The sequence below is a fragment of the Citrobacter sp. A316 genome (genome assembly GCF_002042945.1).
In the GTDB taxonomy this organism is placed as follows: domain Bacteria; phylum Pseudomonadota; class Gammaproteobacteria; order Enterobacterales; family Enterobacteriaceae; genus Citrobacter; species Citrobacter portucalensis.
This window is the reverse complement of record NZ_MVFZ01000002.1, coordinates 308,530-329,898: the sequence shown is the minus strand read 5'-3', so window position 1 is coordinate 329,898 and position 21,369 is coordinate 308,530. Positions and strand designations below refer to the sequence as shown.

Sequence of the window (21,369 nt, the reverse complement as noted above, 5' to 3'; positions counted from 1 at the left end):
AATGAAAAACGTGTTGTCTGTTCAGTCGTCAGTCGTTTATGGCTATGCCGGAAATAAAGCCGCTGTGTTGCCGATGCAGCTCTCGGGGATCGATGTCTGGCCGTTTTACACCGTACAGTTTTCCAACCACACCCAGTACGGGATGTGGCAAGGCATGGCGATGCCGCACGGCGAGCTGAGCGCCATCATCAGCGGGCTGGATGATCTGCAAAAGCTGGCGCAATGCGACGCCGTGCTGTCCGGGTATCTCGGGGATAAACGCCATTGTGAAGAGGTGAAGCATGCGGTCACCACCATTCGTCAGCGTAATCCGCAGGCGCTCTATTTTTGCGATCCGGTGATGGGCGATCCGCAAAAAGGCTGCATTGTCGCGCAGGGCGTAGAGTCCTTTTTTGTCGATGACGCCATTCAACTGGCTGACATTATGGGGCCGAATCTCTATGAACTGGGCGTGCTGACGGGCAGACAACTGCGTGGTTTTGATGAGGTGGTGGAAGCAGCGCAGCAGCTGGTGGCGTGGGGTGTGAAGAAGGTACTGGTGAAGCATCTCGGCGACTGTTCGTGGGACAAACAGGCGTTTGAAATGCTGCTGGTGACGCCGGAACAGGCATTACACATTGCCCGACCGCTGTATACCTTTGCCAAAATGCCGGTGGGCGTTGGGGATCTGATTTGCAGCGTGATGCTGGCCTCACTGCTCAATGGTTATGAGGACAAGCTGGCGCTGGAGCGGACTACCAGTGTCGTCGATGCGGTGATGCGACTGACAAAAGAGCATGATTCGTACGAACTGCGGCTGATAGATGCGCGTCACCAGATAATGGATCCGCAGATTCGCTATCAGGCAACGGTGATCTGACGCCGCAAGGAGGCCCTATGTTTCTGACATTGCTGCGGCTTCAGCATCCTTTGGTCTACCGTTTCGCGTGGCTTCGTCTGTGGGTAGCGGTGTTAAGAGCATGCGGTCTGCGTAAGAGAAAGGGGTGAGCATTTTATGCTACTGTCGCTGCCGGATGCGGCTAGCGCCTTATCCGGCCTACAAATGAGCGTGAAACACAGGCCTACAAATGAGTGTGAAACGTAGGCCTGATAAGCGAAGCTCCATCAGGCATAAGTGCCCGGTATTACACGCGGAAGTAGCGTGGTGGAATCAACGCGGAAAAGGCGTCGAACTTCTTCACCATCTTTTTCCAGAACAACATAACAACAATCCTCGATTTGAAACATCGGCGCTATTTTAGTCAGCGCCGACAAATCGTAAAGCCTGTCGCCTTGTTCCGTTCCTGGGGCGGTGTAAACCTTTTTGGTCACTGTGTCGTCAAATACGATTGCCGCGAATTTGACGGGGTTGACAATGGCTTACGCCATAAACCAGTAATAAAAGAGGCCAACCTTTAAGCCGAGGATCACAATGTAGGCGCAGCAGTATTTCATGGTGCCAGACATGATCTGGTTGGCCTGACCGTCCATTTTGGTGGCAGAAACCGCGATGGCGATGCTTTGCGGCGAAATCATTTTCCCCCCGGTAGCGCCAGAGGTATTGGCCGCTGCCAGCCAGTTGGGATCGATATGTAACTTGCTGGCAGCTATGGTTTGCAGCTTGCCGAACAGAATGTTCGAGTTGGTATCGCTGCCGGTAACGAATGTGCCCAGCGCGCCAATTACCGGGGCGAGGAAGACGTACGAGCTGCCGGTCAGATCGACAATCGACTGAGCCAGCGTGGAGATAATCCCGCTGAGATCCATCACCGTGGCCAGCGCGACGATCGCCATAATTGCGACGATAGAGTTTTTAAGCTGGAAAATCGTTTTGATAAATACTTCCAGCATCCCGCGTGCGGACGCTCCCTGAATAAAACCGCCGATAATGGTCGCAAAGATGATCAGCATCCCTGGTGTGGTCACCCATTCAACTTTTAACGCCATTGTTTTGCCGTCAGCCAACGTGAAATGCAGCACCGAAGCCAGTTGGGACGCCGCGCCTTTTATTGTCGGGAACAGCGGCGAACACAGCAGGATAAACACAAAAATAAACAGATAAATAGAGCCAACCCGGAACAACACTTTTGCCGAGCGCGGCGTGGTTTCGCGGGTATGGCTGACCTCAATGCGCCATTCGGGATCGGTTTTCCCTTTGCGCAGGCGACTGACCATCGCCACGGCAAACAGGCTGACCAGGCTACCGGCAAAGGCGGGTAATTCCGCGCCAAGATGGATGGCGACAAAATATTGCGGAACCAGCGTGGAAATGCCGCAAATCAACGTGATCAGAAATACGCCGCGAATGGCTTTCAGGCCGCCGCCAATAATGCAGACAATGACAAACGGCAGCAGGATATTAAACAACGCGAGCTGCAGAATAATAGTTCCGCCTAAGGTATAAACCGGCAGATTAACCTGCTCTGCCAGAATAGAAACCGGGATCCCAACCGCGCCAAATGCGGTCGGAACGGTATTTGCCACGAGAGAGGCAATCGCCGCCTTCAACGGGTTGAATCCCAGCGCAATGAGAATGCCGATCGGAATAGCGACCGCTGTGCCATAGCCCGCCGCGGCTTCAAGAAATCCACCAAAACACCATGAAATCAGCAGCACCTGAATACGCTTATCTTCGCTAATGCTGGCGAGAATATCGCGCAGAATATCCAGCGCTTTGGTCGCCTGCATGACGTTATAACTGAAGATAGCGCCGAGGATAACAATTACGATCGGCCATAGTCCCTTCAGTGCGCCATAGCCTATCGCGGCTTTCAGATTCTGTACGGGCATCTCCCAGAATATTGCCGATAGTGCAGCGGTGAATACCAAAGAGATCAGTACGGAATAATGGATGGGCATTTTTAATTTCAGTATTAAAAATACCATCAGCAGCAAAGGAGAGAGTGCCAGAGCAAACATTAAATATTCGTGCATTACAATTCCCGATTTACTTTTTTAGACTTAACTATATTTAGGGGGAAGGAAGCTACCTTAATAATAAAATAAAAAATGCAAACTGAATCGCTTCAGTGAAATAAAGTCACAAAGGTTAATAATTGTATAAATAATGTTATTTTTTTATTAAATATGAATAACCACTAAATATAATAATACCCATTAGAGTTAATCATTAATAGGTATGAAACGGTCTTTGCAATAAATGAAATAAGCGTTTTGGCATCCAGTAAAAGAACGGAGTATGAATTATGTGGTAGTGGTAATTTCATTAAAAAAATGTGAGCGGTGCCGAAAGAAATAAAATGGGGTATTGCATGTGGATATTGATTGAGGGAATATTCTGTTTTGTCATACAAATGAACTTATGGCCATTTTCACTGGCCCTGATATAAGGAGCGGAGAGCCGCCCTCCATGAAACATACTGATAATAAGACCTTTTTGACAACTCTTACCCAATTGGTTGGCCCTGCTCATATCCTCACCGAACCGTCAAAAACTGCGCGTTACCGTAAGGGTTTTCGCTCGGGTCAGGGTGATGCTCTGGCGGTGGTTATCCCCGGCTCTTTGCTTGAACTCTGGAAAGTCCTTAGCGCCTGCGTTGAGGCCGATAAAATAATCCTGATGCAGGCGTCGAACACTGGCCTGACTGAGGGTTCGACGCCCAATGGTAATGATTACGACCGCGAGATCGTCATTATCAGCACGCTGCGGCTGGACAGTCTGCATGTGCTGGATGAGGGTAAGCAGGTGCTGGCTTATCCGGGCACCACGCTGTATTCGCTGGAAAAGGCGCTGAAACCGTTTGGCCGTGAGCCGCATTCGGTGATTGGCTCTTCGTGCATCGGCGCGTCGGTTATCGGCGGTATCTGTAATAACTCCGGCGGTTCTCTGGTCCAGCGTGGCCCGGCTTATACCGAGATGTCGCTGTTTGCCCGTATTGATGAACAGGGACGCTTGCAGCTGGTCAATCACCTCGGCATTGAGCTAGGTCAGACGCCAGAGCAAATCCTTGCCCGGCTGGATAACAATGCGATTGAAGCCGTGCTCGTCAACCATGACGGGCGTCACGCGCACGATCACGACTATGTTAGCCGCGTGCGGGACATCAATGCCGACACGCCAGCACGTTACAACGCTGACCCGGATCGCCTGTTTGAATCCTCTGGCTGCGCGGGCAAGTTAGCGGTGTTTGCCGTACGTCTGGATACCTTTGAAGCCGAGAAGAACCAGCAGGTCTTTTATATCGGTACCAATCAGACTGATGTCCTGACTGAGATTCGCCGCCACATCCTGGCGAATTTTACAAACCTGCCGGTTGCTGGGGAGTATATGCACCGCGATATCTATGATATTGCAGAGAAATACAGCAAAGATACCTTCCTGATGATCGACAAACTTGGCACGGACAAAATGCCGTTCTTCTTCAACCTGAAGGGGCGTACCGAGGCCATACTTGAGAAGGTGAAGATCTTTCGCCCGCACTTTACCGACCGCGCGATGCAGGCTTTTAGCCATCTGTTCCCGAGCCATCTCCCGGCGCGGATGAAGACCTGGCGCGATAACTATGAACACCATCTGATGTTGAAAATGTCCGGCGAGGGTGTGGCCGAAGCCCAGGCATGGTTAACGGACTATTTTAAATCGGCCGAGGGCGCGTTCTTTACCTGTACCGCGGAAGAGGGCAGTAAGGCGTTTCTGCATCGTTTTGCCGCCGCGGGTGCTGCCATTCGTTATCAGGCCGTTCATTCTGACGAGGTTGAGGATATTCTCGCGCTGGATATTGCATTACGCCGCAATGATACCGAATGGTATGAGCATTTACCGGCGGAAATTGACAGTCAGTTGGTGCATAAACTCTATTACGGCCATTTTATGTGCCATGTATTCCATCAGGATTATATCGTTAAAAAAGGCGTAGATGCCCACGCGTTAAAAGAACAGATGCTGGAATTACTGCGCCAACGCGGAGCGCAATATCCGGCGGAACACAATGTCGGCCATCTGTATAAAGCGCCGGAAAATTTGGCACGTTTTTATCAGGAAAATGATCCGACCAACACTATGAACCCAGGTATTGGTAAAACCAGCAAACATAAAAACTGGGCATGAAATACGACTGAACTTTTGCTTGATATCGCGATATCAAGCGCAATAAACAGAAATGAAGCAATGGAGTAGTTATTGTGAATGTAAATTTCTTTGTTACCTGTATTGGTGACGCACTGAAATCACGGATGGCACGAGACTCCGTATTGCTGCTGGAAAAACTGGGTTGTCGCGTTAATTTCCCCGAGAAGCAAGGGTGTTGCGGTCAGCCAGCCATCAACAGCGGTTACATCAAAGAGGCGATCCCCGGGATGAAAAACCTGATCGCCGCGCTGGAAGACAACGACGATCCGATTATCTCCCCGGCGGGCTCCTGCACCTACGCGGTTAAAAGCTACCCGACGTATCTGGCCGATGAACCGGAATGGGCGCTGCGTGCTGAGAAAGTTTCCGCGCGTATGCAGGATCTCACCTCCTTTATCGTCAACAAACTGGGCGTGGTGGACGTTGGTGCCAGCCTGCAGGGGCGCGCTGTGTATCATCCTTCCTGTAGCCTGACCCGCAAACTGGGGGTGAAGGAAGAGCCGCTCACGCTGCTGAAAAACGTGCGCGGACTGGAGCTGTTGACGTTTGCCGATCAGGACACCTGCTGCGGCTTTGGCGGAACGTTCTCGGTCAAGATGGCCGAGATATCCGGTGAGATGGTGAAAGAGAAAGTCTTACATCTGATGGATGCAAAGCCGGAATATTTGATTGGCGCAGACGTCAGCTGCCTGCTGAACATTGGCGGCCGACTGCAACGGGAAGGCCAGCCGGTCAAAGTGATGCATATTGCTGAAGTGCTGATGAGCCGCTGAGGGGAAAGAGATGTCGATAAAAACCAGCGATGTAGAATTTAAACTGCGCATTCGTCAGCAGATAGAAGATCCGATCATGCGTAAAGCCGTGGCTAATGCGCAGGAGCGTATCGGCGCAAATCGGCAAAAAATGGTTGATGAGTTAGGCCACTGGGAAGACTGGCGCGATCGCGCCAGCCAGATCCGCGATCACGTTCTGAGCAACCTCGATGCTTACCTGTATCAACTCTCCGAGAAAGTGACGGAAAACGGCGGGCACGTCTATTTCGCCAAAACCAAAGAAGATGCCACTCGCTACATTTTGCAGGTTGCGCAAAGTAAAAATGCGCAGAAGGTGGTGAAGTCCAAGTCGATGGTGACCGAAGAGATCGGCGTCAACCATGTGCTGCAGGATGCTGGAATCCAGGTGATCGAAACCGATCTCGGGGAATATATCCTGCAACTGGATCAGGATCCGCCTTCGCACGTCGTGGTCCCGGCGATTCATAAAGATCGCTATCAGATCCGCCGCGTGTTGAATGAACGTCTGGGGTATGACGGCCCGGAAACCCCGGAAGCCATGACCTTGTTCATTCGTCAGAAGATCCGTGAGGATTTCCTCAGTGCTGAAATCGGCATCACCGGCTGTAACTTTGCCGTGGCGGAAACCGGCTCGGTGTGTCTGGTGACTAACGAAGGCAACGCACGCATGTGCACCACGCTGCCGAAAACGCACATTGCGGTGATGGGCATGGAACGTATCGCACCGACCTTTGCCGAGGTAGATGTGCTGATCACCATGCTGGCGCGTAGCGCCGTGGGTGCACGTCTGACGGGCTACAATACCTGGCTGACCGGCCCGCGCGAGGCGGATAACGTTGACGGACCGGAAGAGTTCCATCTGGTGATTGTCGATAACGGTCGCTCGCAGGTGCTGGGCTCAGAGTTTCGCGATGTGCTGCGCTGCATCCGCTGCGGAGCCTGTATGAACACCTGTCCGGCATACCGCCACATCGGCGGACACGGCTATGGCTCTATCTATCCTGGACCTATCGGCGCGGTGATTTCTCCGCTGCTCGGCGGCTATAAAGATTTTAAAGACCTGCCGTACGCCTGTTCTTTATGCACGGCCTGTGACAGCGTCTGCCCGGTGCGCATTCCTCTGTCAAAACTAATCCTGCGTCATCGCCGGGTGATGGCCGAGGAGGGCATTACCCCGAAAGCTGAGCGACGGGCGATCAAAATGTTCGCTTATGCCAATAGCCATCCGGGGCTGTGGAAAGTGGGGATGATGGCGGGCGCGCATGCGGCGAGCTGGTTTATCAATGGCGGCAAAACCCCGCTCAAGGTTGGCGCGATTGGTGACTGGATGGAGGCGCGCGACCTGCCTGATGCTGACGGCGAGAGCTTCCGTAGCTGGTTTAAAAAACATCAGGCGCAGGAGAAAAAGAATGGATAACCGTACCGCGTTTTTAAACACCATCGCTCAGGCGCTGGGTCGCCCGCTGCGTTTCGAACCGCAAGCGGATGCCGCGCCGGTTAACAACTATGCCAACGAGCGCCTGACCGAACTTAGCCCGCAGCAGCGCTGCGATGCGTTCATCCAGTTCGCCAGCGAAGTGATGCTGGCTCGATGCGAGCTGACTCGCGAGGACCAGGCCGCAGACGCGGCGTTACGCCTGTGTGAAGAATTGGGTCGACAGCCAGTGGTGTTGAGCGGCGACAGTCGGCTGGTGGATCTGGGTATCACCGAACGCTTGCAGCAGGAATGCAACGCCGTGGTTTGGGATCCAGCGCGAGGTAGCGAAAATATTACCCAGGCCGAACAGGCGAAAGTCGGCGTGGTGTATGCCGAATATGGCCTGACGGAGTCCGGCGGCGTGGTGCTGTTTTCCGCGCCCGAGCGTGGGCGTTCCTTGAGCCTGTTGCCAGAGTCCTCGATTTTCGTGCTGCGTAAAAGCTCCATTCTGCCGCGCGTGGCGCAGCTGGCAGAAAAACTGCATCAGAAAGCACAGGCCGGTGAGCGTATGCCATCGTGCATTAATATCATCAGTGGACCCAGCTCGACGGCGGATATTGAACTTATCAAGGTGGTTGGGGTACATGGCCCGGTGAAGGCGGTGTATCTGATTATTGAGGATTGTTGAGACAGGATGGAAAACCGCTCTGGCGCTGTGGGCCAGAGCGGTATCAACGTTATGCAATCATGCTGATGATCAACACGATAATCAGGCCAACCACGGAGTTCACCAACTCCAGCAGACCCCAGGTTTTCAGCGTATCCTTCACCGACAGGTCAAAGTAGCCTTTGAACAGCCAGAACGAAGCATCGTTAATATGGGTCAGGGTGTTGGAGCCCGCCGCCGTTGCCAGTACCAGCAACGCCGGGTCGACGCCGACCAGTTGACCGGTTGCCGGGTCGAGGATCGCTGCGCTAATAATCCCCGCCGCCGTCATGGCTGAGACCACGCCCTGACCCGTTGCCAGACGAATCAGTACGGTTATCAACCACGCCATGATGTACGGAGAAATATTGCCGTGCGACATCAGCATGCCGATGGTATCGCCGATGCCGGTATCGATAATGGTTTGCTTCAGTACGCCGCCTGCGCCGATGATCAGAATCACCATGGCGATGCTTTTCACCGCGTTTTCAAAGGCATTCATCACCCACTGCATGTCGTGACCGCGTGCGGTACCGAACAGCACGAAGGCGACAACCATGGCGATAAACATCGCAATCGGCGAGGAGCCTAAGAAGTTAACCACTTCCCACGCCTGCGTCCCTTTCACCAGCCAGATGTTGGCGATGGTGGTGGAGATCATGATGATCGCCGGGATTAGCGGCACCAGGATAGAAACACCGAAGGACGGCAGGTTGTTCTGGTCAACCGGTACGTCGGCTTTCATGAATGACGGCGTTGGACGATCGAGGTTGCCGAGGAATTTCGGCAGGATAAGCCCGGCGCAGATCACGCTCGGAATGGTCACCAGGATACCGTAGATGTAAACCATGCCCATGTCAGCGCCGTAGGCGTTAACCAGCGCGACCGGACCCGGCTGCGGTGGGAACAGTGAGTGGGCGGTGGTGGCGGCGGCAACGGCAGGAATCGCCAGCTTGAGGAACGGAATCTTCGCTTCCGCGGCAATGACGATCACCAGCGGTGCCAGCATAATAAACGCCACTTCATAGAACATCGCCAGACCGAAGATCAGACCAATAATGATCACCGACAGCTGCACATAACGTAGACCGAGTCGCGCCAGCAGCGTATGGGCAATCTGATGCGCCGCGCCGGAGTCAACCATCAGCTTACCGATGACTGCCCCGAATACCACGATAATCGCCAGCTCACCCAGCGTGCTGCCAAAACCGGATTTCATGGTGTGCAGTAGCTCCATTAAATCCATTCCCGCCAGCATACCGACCGAGAGTGCCGCCAGCAGCAGGGCGACCATCGAGTTTATTTTGAATCTTAAATTGAGCACCAGCATCAGGCCGATGCCGAATACAACCCACAGAATATTGAGAACGTGCATATAACGTCTACCTTACTTTGGTTGAACCATTATGATTTTGGTTGAGATGTTACATATATTGGTCAACCTATGATGCGATGAATGTCACATTGCGTTACATGTTTACATTAATACTGGCTTGCATGGCCGTAAAAAGGCGATCTAATCAGCAGGTATCGTGATTTGGTTAACCAATTTGGCGCTTTAGGTTGACATGTAATACCAAAAGGAGGAATTTATGTGCCATATCGTCGAGTCCATAACGTAAACGAGGAATAAAACATGGAACAGACATGGCGCTGGTATGGTCCTAACGATCCGGTCACCTTAGCGGATGTACGTCAGGCGGGTGCAACGGGCGTTGTTACCGCCTTGCACCATATCCCGAACGGGGAAGTGTGGACGGTTGATGAGATCCTAAAACGCAAAGCCATTATTGAGCAGGCGGGCCTGGTATGGTCGGTCGTCGAAAGCGTACCGATCCACGAAGACATTAAAACCCGTTCCGGCAACTATCAGCAGTGGATTGCCAACTACCAGCAAAGTCTGCGTAACCTGGCCCAGTGCGGCATTCGTACCGTGTGCTACAACTTTATGCCGGTTCTCGACTGGACCCGTACCGACCTGGAATACGTCCTGCCGGACGGCTCCAAAGCGCTGCGTTTCGATCAAATTGAATTTGCCGCCTTTGAGCTGCATATCCTCAAACGCCCGGGTGCGGAAGCGGACTACACCGCCGAAGAGATTGCGCAGGCGAATGAACGCTTCACCACCATGAGCGAAGAAGACAAAGCACGTCTGACTCGCAATATCATCGCCGGGTTGCCTGGCGCGGAAGAGGGCTACACACTCGACCAGTTCCGCCAGCATCTTGAACGCTATAAGGATATTGATAAAGCTGCGCTGCGTGAGAACTTTGCCGTCTTCCTGAAGGCGATTATTCCGGTAGCAGAAGAAGTGGGTGTGCGTATGGCGGTACACCCGGACGATCCGCCGCGCCCAATCCTTGGCCTGCCACGCATTGTTTCCACCGTGGAAGATATGCAGTGGATGGTCGATACGGTCAACAGCATGGCGAACGGTTTCACCATGTGTACCGGTTCGTACGGCGTACGTGCGGACAACGACCTGGTCGATATGATCAAACAGTTTGGCCCGCGCATTTACTTCACCCATTTGCGCTCCACGCTGCGTGAAGATAACCCGAAAACCTTCCATGAAGCGGCGCATCTTAACGGCGACGTCGACATGTACGAAGTGGTGAAAGCGATCGTTGAGGAAGAGCAGCGCCGTAAAGCCGAGGGCAAAGAGGATCTGATCCCTATGCGCCCGGACCACGGTCACCAGATGCTTGACGACCTGAAAAAGAAAACCAACCCAGGTTACTCCGCGATTGGTCGCCTGAAAGGCCTGGCGGAAGTGCGTGGCGTTGAGATGGCTATCCAGCGCGCTTTCTTTAGCAGCTAAAGCAGTGTTGCCGGTCGCCTGTCTGGCCGGCTTTTTTCTTTTCTCTCCGTTGGTCTTTCCGACGGGATCTGGAGTTCACGATGACAACGACAATTGCCAATAGCAACCTGCCGGTTGCACGCCCCGCATGGGACAGCTCTCGTCTGCAATCCCGCATTGTTCACCTGGGATGCGGCGCTTTTCACCGCGCGCATCAGGCGCTGTACACCCACCATCTGCTGGAAACCACCGACAGCGACTGGGGTATCTGTGAAGTTAACCTGATGCCGGGTAATGACTGCATACTGATTGAAAACCTGCGCAAGCAGCAATTGCTGTATACCGTGGCGGAAAAAGGCGCGGACAACACCGTGCTGAAAGTGATCGGCTCGATGAAAGAAGCGTTGCACCCGGATCTTGACGGTTGTGACGGTATTTTACAGGCTATGGCGCGCCCGCAGACGGCAATTGTCTCGCTGACGGTCACGGAAAAAGGCTACTGCACCGATGCCGCCAGCGGCCAGTTAGATCTCAATAACCCGCTGATTAAACACGATCTGGCGAATCCGGCCGCGCCGAAATCGGCGATTGGTTACATCGTACAGGCGCTGCATCTGCGTCGTGAGCAGGGGCTGGCGGCCTTTACCGTGATGTCCTGCGATAACGTGCGCGAAAATGGCCATGTGGCGAAAGTTGCGGTGCTGGGCCTGGCGCAGGCGCGCGACCCGCAGCTGGCGCAGTGGATTGAAGCGAACGCCACTTTCCCATGCACCATGGTCGACCGCATTGTTCCGGCGGCGACGCCAGAAACGTTGCAAGAGATTGCCGACCAGTTGGGCGTTTACGATCCGTGCGCTATCGCCTGCGAGCCGTTCCGCCAGTGGGTGATTGAAGACAACTTTGTTAACGGTCGCCCTGACTGGGACAAAGTCGGCGCGCAGTTCGTTGCCGACGTAGTACCGTTTGAAATGATGAAACTGCGCATGCTCAACGGCAGCCACTCTTTCCTCGCTTACCTGGGCTACCTCGGCGGCTATGAAACTATCGCCGATACCATGACCAATCCGGCGTACCGCAAAGCGGCGTTTGCGCTGATGATGCAGGAGCAAGCGCCGACGCTGTCGATGCCGGAAGGTACCGATCTCAACGCCTATGCGACGCTGCTGATCGAGCGTTTCAGCAACCCGTCTCTGCGCCACCGTACCTGGCAGATTGCGATGGACGGCAGCCAGAAACTGCCGCAGCGCCTGCTGGATCCGGTGCGTCTGCATCTGCAAAACGGCAGCGGCTGGCGCCACCTGGCGCTGGGCATCGCGGGCTGGATGCGCTACACCCACGGTGTGGATGAACATGGGCAGGTCATTGATGTTGTCGACCCGATGCAGGCTGAATTCCAGCGCATTAACCAACAGTTCCAGGGAGCCGAACGGGTGACGGCGCTGCTGGGGTTAAGCGGCATTTTTGGTCACGATCTGGCGGAAAACGCCGATTTTGTGGAAACGATTATCGCGGTGTATCAACAGCTGTGTGAACACGGCGCACGCGAGTGCGTTGCAGCGTTAAGCGCTGACGCATAACCTCCCAGGTATGACGGGTCAATCAAAATACTAATTTGGTTGACCCGTTTTCTGTTTTTGGCTTCCCGCAAATGCTATAGTTCAGGCGAAAAAACGTTATTGGTAGGCCGGATAAGGTGTGCGCAGCCATCCAGCCTCCGGATTCTGAATTGACGCATCTGACGGACATAACACGATGAAATCGAACACTTCTCAGCAAAGACCCTACCAGGAAGTGGGTGCAATGATCCGCGATCTGATTGTCCAGACGCCGTACCAGCCCGGTGAGCGTTTGCCGCCGGAACGTGAAATCGCCGAGAGACTCAATGTTACTCGCACCGTGGTGCGCGAAGCGTTAATCATGCTGGAAATTAAAGGTCTGGTGGACGTGCGTCGTGGCGCCGGAATCTACGTGCTCGACAATGCAGAAGCTCAGACTATCGACAGTTCGGATGTGAATCATTGCAATGATGCTGGCCCGTTTGAGCTGCTCCAGGCGCGACAGTTGCTGGAAAGCAACATCGCAGAATTTGCCGCGCTGCAGGCCACCCGCGAAGATATCGTCAAAATGCGCCAGGCGTTGCAACTGGAAGAGCGGGAGCTGGCTTCCAGTGAACCCAACGGTTCTGAAAGCGGTGACATGCAGTTCCATCTCGCTATCGCCGAGGCCACGCATAACAGCATGCTGGTGGAGCTGTTCCGCCAGTCATGGCAGTGGCGCGAGAACAACCCGATGTGGATCCAGCTTCATAGCCATCTCGATGATACCCACTATCGTAAAGAGTGGATGGGCGACCATAAACAGATCCTGGCGGCGTTAATCAAAAAGGACGCTCGCGCGGCCAAGCTGGCGATGTGGCAGCATCTGGAAAACGTCAAACAGCGCCTGCTGGAGTTTTCAAATGTTGATGACATCGACTTCGATGGCTATCTGTTTGACTCCTGGCCGTTGGATAAAGTTAACGCCTGATTTTACCACCTCTCACGCGGGCTGTTCCGGCCCGCTCGGCATTGCATAACAACCTTTCTTTTCACGTCTTAAACCTCATGTAAAAAATGGTTTCCATAGTCTTCAATGATCATTTTTTTCGCCGCTCCTGTGTGATGTAAATTGATTTTCATCAATTAAAAACAACTTATTTTTGCTTGCGAAAAAATGCACTATTTACCTTATTTTTACCTTTTTGTGCTTATTTTTAGACAATACAGGTCTGTATTAAGTGAGAATCAAAGTGATTTCCGCTGCAGATAGTGCAGGGCCGCCTGGCATAACAGCGCATAAAAACAGGTGGTTTGCGTAAAAGTAGACATTAATAACGGCATGTAACCCATTGTCTGTAGTGATGTTTTGATTGTGTATCATTATTAATGTGAATGATTCGTGGCTTTTTAATCATATGAATAAAAACGGATATATGTAAAGCTAACATTACACATTATTCTATAATCAAGTTATCTTTCATTTGAAATAACGTTCCAGTTTTTTGTTCTTTATTAACAGTTTCATTACTATTGTGACTGTATTTTGCCGTTGACATGTTTTTACACTGACTGCATATTTCATCGCCATAAGCGTGTTTGCGTTCAGGAGATGACTATGCCCTCTCGAGATTACCCTGATATCCGAAAAGCCAGGGGAACCCGATCAAAAGATATGGTTCTATTAAGTGCCCGTGTCGATACTTCTCTATGGGAATATGTTCGGACACTGGCATTTGAAACCCGTAAAAGTAAACAAGATATTATTGCCGAGGCATTAATGTTGCATCGCTCTATTAATGAGAGCACAAACGAAGAACCTAAGTAATTACTCTCTGTTCGGGTTTTATTTAAAACCCAAGTTGAAATATGTCTTGCCACTTCATTATTACCTTTATTGGTATATTTTTTCGGTGTGTTATTGGTGTTTCCCCTTATCTGGAGGGGACTTTTTTATGTGGGCATTCCGCCTTCATAACAAAGTTGATAGCAAAATTCACAATTAAAAGTGAGTAACAACATGAAAAAGACAGTAGTGGCATTAGCTGTAATGGCATTAGGGGTAACCTCCGTTCATGCAGCGGAAATTTATAATAAAGATGGCAACAAACTGGATCTGTACGGCAAAGTAAAAGCGGTCCATTCATGGACTGACGGCACCGATGCCGATGGTACCTACGCGCGTCTGGGTTTTCGCGGTGAGACACAAATCAACGATCAACTGACCGGTTATGGCCAATTTGAAAGTCAGTTTGATGCCTCTAAAGCAGAAGGTTCTCAGAATGGCGTTAATACACGTCTGGCGTTTGCTGGCCTGGATTATGGCCATGACGTTAGTTTTGACTACGGTCGTAACTACGGTATCGCTTACGACGTGGGAGCTTACACTGACACTCTTTCAGAGTTCGGCGGTGACTCCTTTGAAAATACTGACCGCTTCCTTACTACACGCACTTCTGGCGTTGCAACACTCCGTACCAAAAATCTGTTTGGTGCCGTTGATGGTCTGAGCGTTGGCGCGCAATATCAGGGTCAGGATGATACCAATAAGGATCCGACGAAACAGCACGGTAATGGCTACGGCTTCTCGCTGGGCTATGACAATATTGCAGATTCTGGCGTATCTGCCATTGCGGCCTACACAACCAGCGCGGTGACTGCTCAGCAGAAAAAAAATGGCTGGGATGGCGAAAACGCAGAGTTCTGGGGCGCTGGCCTGAAATATGATGCTAACGCTATCTACGTTGCAACCATGTACGGTGAGTCCCACAACCTGATTCAGGATGCGGACAAAGCTGAGCACTTTGAAGCCATGGCAGCGTATGTGTTTGATTTCGGTCTGCGTCCGAACGTGGCTTACGTCCACGCGCGTGACAACAACAATAATGACCTGACCGAATACGTAGCGCTGGGTACGGATTACTACTTCAACAAAAACATGGTTGCTGATGTGGGTTACAAAATTAACCTGCTCGATGGCGCTGACGGCGACAACCAGGTTGTTGCGGGTCTGACCTATCAGTTCTAAGTTTTTTGTTCTGCTATGCAAAAGGCGTCTTGTTTAAGACGCCTTTTTTACCTCTGCGGTGTTTAAACCGGCTGACTCTCTTTCATCTGTACACCGCGAAACAGCCATTGCCAGATGCCCACTTTTACCCATGCAACCACGCAGAGGATCAGATAGAAAAGTGGATTATGCGTAATGGTAACGCGCATGACTTCCATTAAATCCACATGCAAATTTCCGGCAATGGCCATATTGATAACAAAAATAGAGGCTACCGCGCTGGCCAGTAAAATAAATATGGCCTGTAGCTTGGTTATCTCCGGTAACCTGCCAGAAGCCCATTGCCATAAGAAAGTCGTTGTTAACAGGAAGATAATAAACAATCCTAGTGCCCCAAACAGGCCAAAGTCTTTATAATCCTTTAGCGTGCCAATTAAACCTGCCAAAATAATTAACCCCAGTAGTATTTTTTTAAACCACGACATGTACTTTTCCCGACGATGGTGTTGATGTTGAATTAATATGTCCATTTTTACGCATTTTAAATTGAGTTTATAAATGAACAGCCGGGAATTATAATTTGTCTGAAAGGTAATTACCGATTATTTGCGGTTTATTAAATGTTGACATTTAATTGCGGACTAATCCGAATATACCTTCTTTAAAAGGTTGCCGGTTATACTTTTTTGGGCGAGGCGAAACGTTGTTTGTATAATTGCGTGAGGCTGATAAGTGCCGCAATAAACAACGCGACGGCGCCGCACACCGTGGCGTTAACGATCGCCTGTGCGCCGCTTCCCAGCAGGCTGGTTAATAGCGGACCAAGTATTTGCCCAATGCCGTAAGTCAGAGTGACCAGACCCAGCAGATTAATATTGCGCGGTACGCTAAGTTGTCTGGCAAGCGGCATCACCAGTGAGGTGGTTCCCATAAACGTTGCGCCAAACCCCATGCTGCTTATCACCAGCAGCAGTAAGGAGCCGCTGGCGAGCGTCATGACCACGCAGGCGCTTTGAATCAGCAAATTCGCCGTCAGGCATTGCAATACTCCCCAGCGTCGGGCGGCCCACAGCCAGGCGAAACACCCCGGAATTATCGATATGCCGACCAGCGACCAGAGATGGGCAGTCAGCAGCGGCGATCCGGCGCTTTTCGCCATCAGCGGCAGGTAGGTGGCGACAATGATGTAGCCAAACCCGGCCAGCCCGTACAGCAGCGCCAGCAGCCACCAGGACATAGGCTGATGCTCTGTTTTTACCGGGGCCGCGGCGGGGGGCACGTGGTCGCGAGATGGCAGGAGTATAACCAGTAGCACAAAGAACAGAGCCGAGGCTGCCGCCGCGCCCAGCCAGAGCGTGTGCGATGAAAGCGCAAAATGCAGACCGCTAATGACATATTCATTGCCCAGCAAAATGCCTGCACCAACGCCGGAGAACAATGCCGCGATCACGAAGGGATGCCGGGTATGATGCAGAACGATCATTGAGCCAAAGATCATCATACCGGCACTGGCGACGCCCGCCAGAAAGCGGATCAGCATCACCAGCGCGGGCTGCGTAAAGCTGGCCATCGCCAGAATCAGCCCTGCGGTAGCGAGCGCGGACGTTAGCAACATCGGGCGTAAGCGTGAAGGAAGATGGAAGAGCCCGAAGGAGAAAAGTAGGCTTCCTGCCAGATACCCGGCGTAGTTGGCGCTGGCAATCCAGGAGAGTTGGTCAAACGTAAATTGACCTTCCAACAGCAGCACCGGCAGCATTGGCGTATACAGAAAGCGCCCAATTCCCATACCCAGCGTTAAGACCAGCATGCCAAAAAGCGCGACGCTGATGGCATGACGATTTGAATCTGGGCTTCCCTGGGACATACGGACTCTCATTTCGCGCTGTTAGCTGATAATTGTTATATTACATGCGTAAATGATAATGAAAAGTAAAATAAAACTAAGTCCCCTGGTACGTTCAGGAAGGGGGAAAAGTGGCAAGGCAGCGCCAGCCTCCGTTTTCAAGACGGTAGATAGATTCGGTATGACCCGGAATTATCCACTCATCCTCCTTGCCAGCAACGCAGTCGATGTAAATACATAGCCCGCAGCCACCGCGTAGCTCACGGGGAATATCTGCCACCCGAAAGCACATACCCGCAGCCTGTAGCGCTTTACGCGTTTTGATGACGCCGAGGGTAGAATGAAACAGGAACAGTGCTTCCTTCACTTACGTTTCCCCTGACGCTGGCCTATTAACGCGGCCCCAATCGCCCCGGCAAACTGCGCATCGGGATGCGTGTGTACGGGAATGCCAATGTGGCCTTCAAGCATACGGGCAAAGGCGTGACAGTGGCTTACCCCCCCGGTAAATAACAGTGGAGCCTGCCCTGAAAGCCGCCCGATGAAATTCGCGCTGCGTCGGGCCATCGCGTTGATCACTCCCGCTAAAATTGCCTCCGGCGCGACACCCGCAGAGCGCAGGCTGATGACCTCCGACTCGGCAAAAACCGTACACATGCTGGTGATGGCATGTGGTTCGACGCCAGCGGTAATCGCATCTAACTGCTCTACGCTGGCGCCGAGCGTACGCGAGATGACTTCCAGAAATCGTCCGGTCCCGGCCGCACATTTGTCGTTCATTAAGAAATCGCTGAGGTTGCCATCATCATCTAACTGGATGACTTTACTGTCCTGGCCGCCGATATCAATCACTGTGCGGGTGCCGGGAGCCAGCAAGCGCGCTCCCAGCCCGTGACAGGAAATTTCAGTGACCTGTTTGTCGGCATAATCCACAAGCTGCCGTCCGTAGCCAGTGAGGGTTAAAAATGGTCTATCGTCCAGCCCCGCCTGCAGCGTTTCCCATGCCTGCGCGATCGCTTCGGCAGGGCGAAATGGCGTTGGGCAGAGGAAGCGACGTCTGATGACGTTCCTTTCCAGCAAAATACCTTTAGTCGCCGTGGAGCCGGAATCGATCCCTATTGAGTATGTCATCCCTGTTCCTCACAACATTTCAATGAACGCGGCGACACGAGTGCTAAGTTGGCCGATATCCGCGCTGGAGTAGTCGGTTTCAATAGCGATATAGGGAATGTTGTGCTGTTGGCGGACGTGGCGTTTGATGGCGAGTGATTCAACGGCGTAAGTGTGACAAGCCTGTAAAATGACATCGACGACGCCGTCAGCCTGGTACTCTTCAACCATTTGGCTGAGCATTTGCAGACGTTGATCGTTAGGGGAAATACATGAGCAGCCTATGGCGAGGTATTTATCGGTCAGAGCGTCGTAGACGTCGCCAGTTTCCTCCACGCACTGTTCAGTGGCTTTCGCACCGGTACAGTTTTCATAACCCACCACCCAACCGCCGTTTTCTTCAATGGCACGAACCACTTTTTCTGCCGCGCCGCCGATGGGGCAGCCGGTTATCAGTATGCGTGGACGCGACGCCAGACGTTTCCCGGCCTGCCATTCCTGATGTACCCGCTCGGCCATGCTATTAAGCTCGTCGATCAGTGCTTCTTTATCAAAGCGGAAGGTTGCACCGTAGACGACTTTCAGAATGTCACTGCCGCTGAGGGCGGGTGGGTTGAGCTGACCAACGCGGTAGAAGTTCGCCAGTGCACGACGTTCCTGGTTTTTGAGAATGACGGCTTCACGTAGCGCGGCTTCGGTAATCGGGGTGCCAAAACGGGCTTCGATTGCCTGCTGCAGACGCAGGATCTCGGCTTTCCACAGCGCCCGCGAAGCCGCATCACTGGCGCTGTTGGGCAGTTGCATCACATGTACCGCTTTAAATTCAGCCATGTACTCGTACATCTTCTTTTTACCATCGCAGGTCGTTTCGCCCACCACCAGGTCAGAGAAGTAGAAGTACGGACATTTATCAGTTTTACCAAACCCGTAGCTGCTTTTGATCAGCGGACACAGGTTACGTGGCAGATCTTTTTCGGCTTCTTCAATGGTTTCATCAGAGGTTGAGCATAGCGAAACGACGACCGCACCTGCCGCCATCGCTATCTCCTGCGGCATAAAGGTGCAATAGGTCCCAACGAGCGGGATACCCTGCTCTTTAAGATCCATTACGGTGAGAAAACCTTTCTGACGTGCGTCGGAGAATTGATTAAAAATGGCGGGTAAATCGGTGATTAGCGACATGATTTTCCTTCCCCGTAACACGGGAGACAGTAAAAAGACGTCGCATTATAACCATGCAATTTATCTGGCTTTATTGATGTACAACAATTGTGCGCTTACAGATTACGACTGTAGACCCGTGAGACTTCCCCCCACGGATGATAGCCCGGCCCGTCAAAGTAAAATCCCGCTTTCTCGTATAAACCTTCCAGGTCAGTACACAAATGGAGCTGCATAAAGCCTAGCTGTTTAGCCTGCTGCGCAATATGTTCAATCAGGCGAAATGCCAGACCGTGACCACGATAGCGAGGATCGACATAGAGCGCGCATAGCCACGGCCACAGTTCGCCGCGACTGATAAAATCATTAGTGATCAATCCGGCGCAGCCAACGATGCTGTCGCCGTCCTGCAGCCAGTACCACTGCGGTAGCGGGTTCTTTGCGCCAATGCAACGATGCAGCGCATCTTCGTATACCTTCACGGAGTCTTCTGAGGCCCATTGTTGCTGAAAGTAAGCGGTGACCTCGTGCAGTTTTTCCGGTGTTTCGCGCAGGGAAAAAATGCGGATGTTCATCGTCATTGAATTTTTCTCCTTAAAAATTCGCCAGCGTCAGCAGGGAAGGAATTTGCGACAACAGATATAACACCAGCCCAATAGAACCGCCAACCAGCGTGCCGTTGACGCGGATAAACTGCAAATCTTTACCGATGTTCAGCTCGATTTGCTGCGACATATCGCGTGCATCCCAGCTTTTCACCGTGTCGCTAATATGGCGCGTCAGGAAGGTGGCGAATTCTGGCGCCACTTTATGTGCGGCCTGCTCCAGATGCCCATTCAGTGAGGCGCGCAGGGCGCTGTCGGCTACCAGCGTTTCGCCGAACCACTGCCCGGCGCTGGCGATGCGCTGCTTCACGCGGGAATCATCGGCGTTAATGTCGGTTTTCACCCACTGGCGCAGGTCTGCCCACAGCTCGCCAAGATAACGGTTGAAGGCTTCATCTTCCTTCAGATAGCTTTTCAGGCTTTCGGCCCGCACGGCCATCTCCGGATCGTGTTTGAGTTTATCGATGAGCTTAAATGTGGCGCGATCGAAGGCATGGCGGATCTGATGCGCGCGATCGTGGCTGATGTCATCCAGCAAGGAGTTAACGGCATCAGACACCAGCTCGGCGCTGTGCTCGCCCAGCCATTCGGTCGGCAGGATTTTTGCTTTCAGCGGATGTTCGGTTTCCAGCCAGTGCACTACCTGTCGGGCGATAAACGCCCGCGAGCTGTCGCGCTGGAGCAGGGCGATCAGTTGGGCGATCAGCGTGTCGAGCAGCACCTGATGGCGATTGTTTTTGGTCATGCTTTCCAGCATCAGCGCACTGGTACCGGAGAGATCGACCTTGTCTATGGCCTTGTGCACCGCCCGTTTGATCAGCCGTTGAATGCGCGAGTCGTCGGTCAGTTCGAGAAAACCGCTCATGATCTGCAACAGATGCTGGCCAATTCGCTGGGCGTTTTCCGGCTGGCTGAACCAGTTGCCGATCAACAGCGCCGGTTCATGGCGGCGGATCAGCGCGACCAGCGACTGGGTATCAAGAAATTTTTCCTGCACAAATTGCCCGAGATTCTCGCCGATCCGATCCTTATTGCGCGGGATAATCGCCGTGTGCTGCGAGATAAACGGGATCGGCACCCGGCGAAAAAGCGCCACCACGGCAAACCAGTCCGCCAGCGCGCCGACCATCGCCGCTTCGGCGATCGCTTTGATCCCCAGCACCCAAAAGTTAGGCGGCAGAAACAGCGTGATGACGAAGGTCGCGGCGGCAATCAGCAGTAATGAGAGCGCCAGTCGCTTGGCGCGTTTGAGTTCAGCAATTTTATTCATAGGCTTAAGGATAGAGCCAGACGGGGGGATCGCGCAAAAAATGTGGAGCGCCT

Annotated in this window: 19 protein-coding genes; 10 read left to right on the top strand and 9 right to left on the bottom strand. The window is 52.6% G+C overall.

The features are described 5' to 3' along the window. Window position 1: 1 nt before the first annotated feature. Window positions 2-859, top strand: a complete 858-nt coding sequence (pdxY, locus tag BZK41_RS03590; protein ID WP_079937198.1) for a pyridoxal kinase PdxY — start codon at window positions 2-4, stop codon at window positions 857-859. Between the two features lie 500 nt (window positions 860-1,359). Here the strand turns inward: pdxY and BZK41_RS03585 are convergent, their stop codons facing one another. Beyond that, entirely contained in the window at window positions 1,360-2,913 is a 1,554-nt protein-coding gene (locus BZK41_RS03585; RefSeq protein WP_079937197.1) for an L-lactate permease, read from the bottom strand. Window positions 2,914-3,301: 388 nt separating this feature from the next. Between BZK41_RS03585 and dld the strand changes: the two genes are divergently transcribed. The 4 genes from dld to BZK41_RS03565 all read left to right on the top strand — a co-directional run bounded on the left by dld (window position 3,302) and on the right by BZK41_RS03565 (window position 7,967). Beyond that, window positions 3,302-5,047: a D-lactate dehydrogenase gene (dld, locus tag BZK41_RS03580; protein ID WP_023157191.1), complete on the top strand. Its 1,746-nt coding sequence runs from the start codon at window positions 3,302-3,304 to the stop codon at window positions 5,045-5,047. A 74-nt stretch (window positions 5,048-5,121) separates the two neighbouring features. Next, window positions 5,122-5,841: a (Fe-S)-binding protein gene (locus tag BZK41_RS03575; protein WP_001102107.1), complete on the top strand. Its 720-nt coding sequence runs from the start codon at window positions 5,122-5,124 to the stop codon at window positions 5,839-5,841. Between the two features lie 10 nt (window positions 5,842-5,851). Beyond that, window positions 5,852-7,279: a LutB/LldF family L-lactate oxidation iron-sulfur protein gene (locus tag BZK41_RS03570; RefSeq protein WP_003830092.1), complete on the top strand. Its 1,428-nt coding sequence runs from the start codon at window positions 5,852-5,854 to the stop codon at window positions 7,277-7,279. Next, window positions 7,272-7,967, top strand: coding sequence for a lactate utilization protein C (locus tag BZK41_RS03565; protein ID WP_079937196.1), 696 nt, complete (start codon window positions 7,272-7,274; stop codon window positions 7,965-7,967). Before BZK41_RS03570 ends, BZK41_RS03565 begins: the two co-directional genes overlap by 8 nt. A 49-nt stretch (window positions 7,968-8,016) precedes the next feature. On the opposite strand, the gene gntP is transcribed toward BZK41_RS03565, so the two are convergent. Beyond that, window positions 8,017-9,360, bottom strand: coding sequence for a gluconate permease GntP (gntP, locus tag BZK41_RS03560; protein WP_003033260.1), 1,344 nt, complete (start codon window positions 9,358-9,360; stop codon window positions 8,017-8,019). Between the two features lie 261 nt (window positions 9,361-9,621). Here gntP and uxuA point away from each other — a divergent pair, with 261 nt between their 5' ends. The 5 genes from uxuA to BZK41_RS03535 all read left to right on the top strand — a co-directional run bounded on the left by uxuA (window position 9,622) and on the right by BZK41_RS03535 (window position 15,348). Then, entirely contained in the window at window positions 9,622-10,806 is a 1,185-nt protein-coding gene (gene uxuA, locus BZK41_RS03555; RefSeq protein WP_079937195.1) for a mannonate dehydratase, read from the top strand. Between the two features lie 80 nt (window positions 10,807-10,886). Beyond that, on the top strand, window positions 10,887-12,362 hold the full coding sequence (locus tag BZK41_RS03550; RefSeq protein WP_079937194.1) for a fructuronate reductase: 1,476 nt from the start codon (window positions 10,887-10,889) through the stop codon (window positions 12,360-12,362). A 175-nt stretch (window positions 12,363-12,537) separates the two neighbouring features. Then, entirely contained in the window at window positions 12,538-13,311 is a 774-nt protein-coding gene (gene uxuR, locus BZK41_RS03545; RefSeq protein ID WP_008786090.1) for a Uxu operon transcriptional regulator, read from the top strand. A gap of 627 nt (window positions 13,312-13,938) precedes the next feature. Further along, complete coding sequence (locus BZK41_RS03540) at window positions 13,939-14,148, top strand: hypothetical protein (RefSeq protein ID WP_079937193.1); 210 nt, start codon at window positions 13,939-13,941, stop codon at window positions 14,146-14,148. Window positions 14,149-14,340: 192 nt separating this feature from the next. Further along, the gene (locus BZK41_RS03535; RefSeq protein ID WP_079937192.1) at window positions 14,341-15,348 is read left to right on the top strand and encodes a porin; all 1,008 of its coding nucleotides are present in this window, start codon (window positions 14,341-14,343) and stop codon (window positions 15,346-15,348) included. Window positions 15,349-15,410: 62 nt separating this feature from the next. Here BZK41_RS03535 and BZK41_RS03530 read toward each other — a convergent pair whose 3' ends face one another. From BZK41_RS03530 to BZK41_RS03500, 7 genes are all read right to left on the bottom strand, one after another. Further along, window positions 15,411-15,812 (bottom strand): hypothetical protein, encoded by a 402-nt coding sequence (locus tag BZK41_RS03530; RefSeq protein WP_079937191.1) that lies wholly within the window; start codon window positions 15,810-15,812, stop codon window positions 15,411-15,413. 191 nt (window positions 15,813-16,003) lie between these two features. Next, window positions 16,004-17,191 (bottom strand): MFS transporter, encoded by a 1,188-nt coding sequence (locus tag BZK41_RS03525; RefSeq protein ID WP_079937190.1) that lies wholly within the window; start codon window positions 17,189-17,191, stop codon window positions 16,004-16,006. Between the two features lie 94 nt (window positions 17,192-17,285). Next, window positions 17,286-17,537 carry a DUF3343 domain-containing protein gene (locus tag BZK41_RS03520; protein WP_048227158.1) on the bottom strand — a complete coding sequence of 84 codons (252 nt, stop codon included), beginning with the start codon at window positions 17,535-17,537 and terminating at the stop codon, window positions 17,286-17,288. Further along, the gene (gene yjiL, locus BZK41_RS03515) at window positions 17,534-18,301 is read right to left on the bottom strand and encodes a putative 2-hydroxyacyl-CoA dehydratase activator YjiL (protein ID WP_079937189.1); all 768 of its coding nucleotides are present in this window, start codon (window positions 18,299-18,301) and stop codon (window positions 17,534-17,536) included. Before yjiL ends, BZK41_RS03520 begins: the two co-directional genes overlap by 4 nt. A gap of 9 nt (window positions 18,302-18,310) precedes the next feature. Further along, the gene (locus BZK41_RS03510; protein WP_079937188.1) at window positions 18,311-19,462 is read right to left on the bottom strand and encodes a double-cubane-cluster-containing anaerobic reductase; all 1,152 of its coding nucleotides are present in this window, start codon (window positions 19,460-19,462) and stop codon (window positions 18,311-18,313) included. A gap of 95 nt (window positions 19,463-19,557) precedes the next feature. Continuing rightward, window positions 19,558-20,022, bottom strand: coding sequence for a GNAT family N-acetyltransferase (locus BZK41_RS03505; protein WP_003830072.1), 465 nt, complete (start codon window positions 20,020-20,022; stop codon window positions 19,558-19,560). Window positions 20,023-20,035: 13 nt separating this feature from the next. Further along, entirely contained in the window at window positions 20,036-21,316 is a 1,281-nt protein-coding gene (locus tag BZK41_RS03500) for a DUF445 domain-containing protein (protein WP_003830070.1), read from the bottom strand. Window positions 21,317-21,369 lie beyond the last annotated feature (53 nt).

Bases quoted from the DNA above. Each gene is read 5' to 3' on its own strand.
- pdxY (WP_079937198.1), top strand. From the start codon at position 2: ATGAAAAACGTGTTGTCTGTTCAGTCGTCAGTCGTTTATGGCTATGCC.
- BZK41_RS03585 (WP_079937197.1), bottom strand. From the start codon at position 2,913: ATGCACGAATATTTAATGTTTGCTCTGGCACTCTCTCCTTTGCTGCTG.
- dld (WP_023157191.1), top strand. From the start codon at position 3,302: ATGGCCATTTTCACTGGCCCTGATATAAGGAGCGGAGAGCCGCCCTCC.
- BZK41_RS03570 (WP_003830092.1), top strand. From the start codon at position 5,852: ATGTCGATAAAAACCAGCGATGTAGAATTTAAACTGCGCATTCGTCAG.
- BZK41_RS03565 (WP_079937196.1), top strand. From the start codon at position 7,272: ATGGATAACCGTACCGCGTTTTTAAACACCATCGCTCAGGCGCTGGGT.
- gntP (WP_003033260.1), bottom strand. From the start codon at position 9,360: ATGCACGTTCTCAATATTCTGTGGGTTGTATTCGGCATCGGCCTGATG.
- uxuA (WP_079937195.1), top strand. From the start codon at position 9,622: ATGGAACAGACATGGCGCTGGTATGGTCCTAACGATCCGGTCACCTTA.
- BZK41_RS03550 (WP_079937194.1), top strand. From the start codon at position 10,887: ATGACAACGACAATTGCCAATAGCAACCTGCCGGTTGCACGCCCCGCA.
- uxuR (WP_008786090.1), top strand. From the start codon at position 12,538: ATGAAATCGAACACTTCTCAGCAAAGACCCTACCAGGAAGTGGGTGCA.
- BZK41_RS03540 (WP_079937193.1), top strand. From the start codon at position 13,939: ATGCCCTCTCGAGATTACCCTGATATCCGAAAAGCCAGGGGAACCCGA.
- BZK41_RS03535 (WP_079937192.1), top strand. From the start codon at position 14,341: ATGAAAAAGACAGTAGTGGCATTAGCTGTAATGGCATTAGGGGTAACC.
- BZK41_RS03530 (WP_079937191.1), bottom strand. From the start codon at position 15,812: ATGTCGTGGTTTAAAAAAATACTACTGGGGTTAATTATTTTGGCAGGT.
- BZK41_RS03525 (WP_079937190.1), bottom strand. From the start codon at position 17,191: ATGTCCCAGGGAAGCCCAGATTCAAATCGTCATGCCATCAGCGTCGCG.
- yjiL (WP_079937189.1), bottom strand. From the start codon at position 18,301: ATGACATACTCAATAGGGATCGATTCCGGCTCCACGGCGACTAAAGGT.
- BZK41_RS03510 (WP_079937188.1), bottom strand. From the start codon at position 19,462: ATGTCGCTAATCACCGATTTACCCGCCATTTTTAATCAATTCTCCGAC.
- BZK41_RS03505 (WP_003830072.1), bottom strand. From the start codon at position 20,022: ATGACGATGAACATCCGCATTTTTTCCCTGCGCGAAACACCGGAAAAA.
- BZK41_RS03500 (WP_003830070.1), bottom strand. From the start codon at position 21,316: ATGAATAAAATTGCTGAACTCAAACGCGCCAAGCGACTGGCGCTCTCA.